Here is a 4,824-nt window from a genome sequence, read left to right on the forward strand (position 1 = left end):
TCGCCCTTGTTAAACAATCCTCAAACCATTGGCGTGTTTGTCAAGAGCGATTGCGGCGCATCTCCATCCAGTAAATAGGAGAGAAACTAACCCTTTAGGTAGTTTTCATAAATCTTTTGACACTACCATTATGTAGATATATTTTTGGTAAAAGAAAAGGAAACGATGCGTATATCATATATACGTATTCCATCCAAGCTCCATTCATTCACGTCAATATATTATATGAAATATAACATACAAAAAACGAATTTCCATACAAATAAATTTAATAGACAAAATAATAGAAGGAAGTCTTTTGGAACGACTTCCTTCTATATTAATTATTTGCATATATTATTGATAGATACTTCCACCTGTCTGTTTAAACTCTTCAGCTTTTTCTTTCATACCCTTCACCATTGCTTCATTCGTGTCAAGTTTATTTTCTTTTGCGTAATTACGAATATCGTGCGAAATCCTCATGCTGCAAAACTTCGGTCCACACATGGAACAAAAATGGGCTGTTTTAGCTCCCTCTGCAGGTAAGGTTTCATCATGATACTCTAACGCTCGTTCTGGATCTAAAGATAGATTAAACTGATCTCTCCAGCGGAATTCGAATCTTGCTTTGGATAGAGCATCATCTCTCTTTTGTGCCCCTGGATGTCCTTTAGCTAAATCAGCCGCATGCGCCGCAATCTTATACGTGATTACCCCTTCCCTAACATCATCTCTATTAGGTAAGCCTAAATGTTCCTTTGGTGTAACATAACAAAGCATGGCCGTACCATACCAACCGATCATCGCAGCACCAATGGCCGATGTGATATGGTCATACCCTGGAGCGATATCTGTCGTTAAAGGCCCTAATGTATAAAATGGCGCTTCCTTACAAACCTCTAATTGTTTATCCATATTCTCTTTTATCAGATGCATCGGTACATGCCCTGGCCCCTCCACCATAACCTGGACATCATGTTCCCATGCAATCTGGGTTAGTTCTCCTAATGTCTCTAGTTCTGCAAACTGTGCCTCATCATTTGCATCTGCAATAGAACCAGGACGTAAACCGTCTCCAAGGGAGAACGCTACATCGTAAGCCTTCATAATTTCACAGATTTCCTCGAAATGAGTATAAAGGAAATTTTCCTGGTGATGATACAAGCACCACTGAGCCATGATCGATCCACCTCTTGAAACAATGCCCGTTAATCGCTTCGCGGTTAGTGGCACGTACCTTAAAAGAACTCCGGCATGAATGGTGAAATAATCGACTCCTTGCTCCGCTTGCTCAATTAATGTGTCACGATAAACTTCCCAAGTTAAATCCTCTGCAATACCATTTACTTTTTCAAGTGCTTGATAAATAGGAACCGTACCTACTGGAACGGCAGAATTACGGATGATCCATTCTCTTGTAGTGTGAATATTTTTCCCTGTTGATAAATCCATAATCGTATCTGCGCCCCAGCGTGTAGCCCATGTCATTTTTTCCACTTCTTCCTCAATCGAAGAGGAAACAGCTGAGTTTCCGATGTTCGCATTTATCTTCACGTGAAAATTGCGTCCGATGATCATTGGTTCCATCTCTGGATGATTGATATTCGATGGAATAATAGCTCTTCCTTTTGCCACTTCCTCACGAACAAACTCTGGTTTCATATTTTCTCTAATGGCGATAAACTCCATTTCAGGAGTAATGATTCCCTTTTTTGCATAGTGAAGCTGAGTTACATTCTGACCTTTTTTCGCTCGCAACGGTTTTCGGTTAAGCCCCGGAAAGACTTTATGATTCGCTCTTGGGTCATGATCATCTTTAAATCCATTGTCTTCCGGCTTTATTTCTCTTCCTTCATATTCTTCTACATCTTCTCTTTCTCGTATCCAGTTATGTCTTAGATTAGGTAGGCCTTTGGTTATATCAACTGAAAATTGGTTATCAGTATAAGGTCCACTTGAATCGTACACACGAACAGGTAGATTTTCTTCTTCACCAAAAGTTCCAGATGTGGGACTAAGTGCAATCTCTCGCATAGGCACTTGAATATCAGGTCTCGAACCTTCTACATATACCTTTTTACTTCCTGAAAAACTTGACATGATCGAAATGCTTTTTTCGTTTAATGAGGTTGATGCCATAGTAAATCTCTCCTTTTATATAATGTAATAAAAGGACGAGATCTAGAAAAAACGGGGGATCGAAGTAAGAAATACACAATAAAAAAGCCGGGTCCAAAAACAGACGGACCCGGCTTAATATGTAGAAGTGTAATCTAAATTAATAGATTGTTATTAACTTCCCCACGCTGGTATGATCCAGATCAGGTCCAAAGGGTCAAGAAACTTAAACGTGTCTCTCTCTCAGCCCAAACTATTGGACTCCCCTAGTTATTGCTATTCAATTCACATTTATTATACATGAAACCATAGGAAATGGAAGGGTAAATTTTCCTGAATAGTTATAAAAGACCACAATTCAGAACCACTTTATGAAAGATTCGGAAGTTATCGTATAAAGGTTACGAGTTATTCATAACTGCCCTATGAAGCCCTGATATTACATGCCTCCTACAATATTTAGCTTAGGCAGAAAAATACGTTTTCAGGTATTGTAAAAATACAATAATGTAGTATAATATTTTTATATCGTTTCAGATATTCGGGGCATTAGCTCAGCTGGGAGAGCGCTACGCTGGCAGCGTAGAGGTCAGGGGTTCGAGCCCCCTATGCTCCATAACTATATAAGACCTATTATACCGCAGGTTCTTCCTAATGAAGAGCACCTGCGGTATTTTAGTTTATGTGCCAAACAGTTCACAAGTGTTCACAGGTTTTTATGACGAAGATAGCCTTGCTCCACCTTTACCGCTGCTTCATCCTGGATATCTTGTGTGACTTGAGAATAAATAACGAGTGTGACAGCACTTCTATGATGACCAAAACGTTCTTGAACGACTTTGGGATTGACTCCTTCAATTCAATAAATGGGTCGCATGTGAATGCCGCAGATTATGAAAAGCCATGCGCTGTAAGCCCGCTTTTTCGATAATGCCATAAAACTCACGCAGGAGGTTTCTTGGATTTTTAAAGCCGCCAAAAAAATTAGGAAATACCAAATCATTGTCTTGGTATATATTTCCAAGTTATTCTTTCATTTTGTCTAGTTTGATTTTTTGTTGCTTTAAAGCATCACCTACATAAGTTAATTGTTGTTATCACGGTAAACATCTGTTATTGTTCCTCCACCTAGGCATTCTTCTCCTTTATAGAAGACAACTGCTTGTCCTGGTGTTATGGCACGAATCGGTTTGTGGAAATTAACTTTAACTTGGGAATCATTCAACCATTTTACCGTTACTTCATTGTCCTATTGACGGTACCGAAATTTTGACATACATTCTAAAGTACTAGCAATCGTTTCCTTTGATAGGGTTACCAAAATCCTACTATTTGCTGACTCTATCACCTCTATCCCTTGAGCCCACCCCTTATCAACTGCTTTAATAATAGGAGAAACCTAGATTATCTTTTTTGAGCTTTAGGAAAACTTACTTCAATTGTTGTGCCTATACTTGGAGTGCTTTGAACCTTCACTTTTCCATGATGCTTATCAATAATCCATTTAGCTATTGACAAACCTAATCCTGTTCCCTCCTCAGATGTTCTGGCATTATCGCTTTGAAAGAAACGATCAAAAATTCTGGGGATGTCCTTTTCCGGAATCCCAATTCCGTTGTCACTTACCGTAAAAACAATCAAGGAATTTGTCTGAAGACAAGACAATAGGATTTCTCCGCCTTTATCTGTATATTTTATGGCGTTATCCAATAAAATAACAATCAACTGATGTAACCTTTTAACGCTAATAAATGAATCATTCTAAAACGCCTCAATCCTTTGGTATCAAACGGTTGAGGCGCTTTTTTACTCTTTATATACTACGCAAAACTTCTATTAACACTAATGACCCTAGTTAAACATCAAAGTTCGCTTACAAAAAGTGAAAATTTAGATATGTTAATTCGGAAATATATAATAAGCTAGGATAATTATTTGGAAAGGTAACAGTTTGGAATTGTAACGGGAGGAATTCAAAATAGTTAGGTATATTCCTTGAGTATAAATTGATACAGCTTTAGGAAGAAAGCCTTGATTGATCATAGCTAGATTTTCATAAGGGGAATTTTAGGGAGATGCGTACAAGGTTTTACAACGATATGACTTAAGGATGCCTTTGTATTGATGTTTTGGGATAAAGACAAAGTGTAGAAATTGAAGGGTTATTTGCCAGGATAAGGAGAGAAGGGTGATCCATTCTTTTTTGAATAGAGATTCTTATGTATTTTTACATTCTTGGAAAATATTATATAACTACATCGGACCATTTTTGTTATTTAATTAAGGATTAAGGTCTTATTAATGAAAAAATCACTCTTAAAGAGTGATTTTTAAGCAAGATGTTTTAAAATCGGAAAAATTCTAAGATGTCTCTTCTTCAACCTTTTTTTCTTTGGATAGAAACCATCCTAGTATAGCAATGAGTAACAACACTGCCCAAAATGTTAGTTTCCATTCAGAAGATTTTGCGAATTCTTTAGGCAAATATGCTAAGTCAGGATGAGACAAAGTATATACCGCTAATTTAACACCAACCCAACCTACAATAAGAAAGGCTGCGGTTTCGAGACCCGGCTTTTTGTTCAAAATTCCAACAAAGGGGTAGCGTCAGGAAAATGCGGATTTACAACGTTAAGGATATCAAAATATAAAAAGTCTAATTTCTCGGTGTTATAAGTGAAAAATTAGGCTTTAGTTACTTCATTAAAGCGCCTGATTGTTGAA

Annotated in this window: 3 protein-coding genes, 1 tRNA gene, 2 pseudogenes and 1 riboswitch; of the genes and pseudogenes, 1 reads left to right on the forward strand and 5 read right to left on the reverse strand. The window is 37.6% G+C overall.

Annotated features, from left to right (window positions below; genetic code table 11):
• Nucleotides 1-336: 336 nt before the first annotated feature.
• Nucleotides 337-2,121 (reverse strand): phosphomethylpyrimidine synthase ThiC, encoded by a 1,785-nt coding sequence (gene thiC / locus ACFFHF_RS12140; RefSeq protein WP_160549874.1) that lies wholly within the window; start codon nucleotides 2,119-2,121, stop codon nucleotides 337-339.
• A 142-nt stretch (nucleotides 2,122-2,263) separates the two neighbouring features.
• Nucleotides 2,264-2,378, reverse strand: a riboswitch (TPP riboswitch).
• Nucleotides 2,379-2,643: 265 nt separating this feature from the next.
• Here thiC and ACFFHF_RS12145 point away from each other — a divergent pair.
• A tRNA-Ala gene (locus ACFFHF_RS12145) sits at nucleotides 2,644-2,716 on the forward strand.
• 238 nt (nucleotides 2,717-2,954) lie between these two features.
• Here ACFFHF_RS12145 and ACFFHF_RS12150 read toward each other — a convergent pair.
• From ACFFHF_RS12150 to ACFFHF_RS12165, 4 genes and pseudogenes are all read right to left on the reverse strand, one after another.
• Nucleotides 2,955-3,098: a tyrosine-type recombinase/integrase gene (locus ACFFHF_RS12150; RefSeq protein ID WP_160549875.1), complete on the reverse strand. Its 144-nt coding sequence runs from the start codon at nucleotides 3,096-3,098 to the stop codon at nucleotides 2,955-2,957.
• A gap of 27 nt (nucleotides 3,099-3,125) precedes the next feature.
• Nucleotides 3,126-3,385 (reverse strand): annotated as a pseudogene (locus ACFFHF_RS12155) (aminomethyltransferase beta-barrel domain-containing protein); the annotation flags it as partial.
• Between the two features lie 119 nt (nucleotides 3,386-3,504).
• On the reverse strand, nucleotides 3,505-3,849 hold the full coding sequence (locus tag ACFFHF_RS12160) for a sensor histidine kinase (protein WP_377058248.1): 345 nt from the start codon (nucleotides 3,847-3,849) through the stop codon (nucleotides 3,505-3,507).
• A 612-nt stretch (nucleotides 3,850-4,461) separates the two neighbouring features.
• Nucleotides 4,462-4,698: pseudogene (locus ACFFHF_RS12165) on the reverse strand (TerC family protein); the annotation flags it as partial.
• Nucleotides 4,699-4,824 lie beyond the last annotated feature (126 nt).

This window comes from Robertmurraya beringensis, assembly GCF_042433785.1.
Lineage (GTDB): Bacteria > Bacillota > Bacilli > Bacillales > Cytobacillaceae > Robertmurraya_A > Robertmurraya_A beringensis.

Excerpts from the sequence above, each read along its gene's own strand:
- thiC (WP_160549874.1), bottom strand. The coding sequence starts at position 2,121 with ATGGCATCAACCTCATTAAACGAAAAAAGCATTTCGATCATGTCAAGT.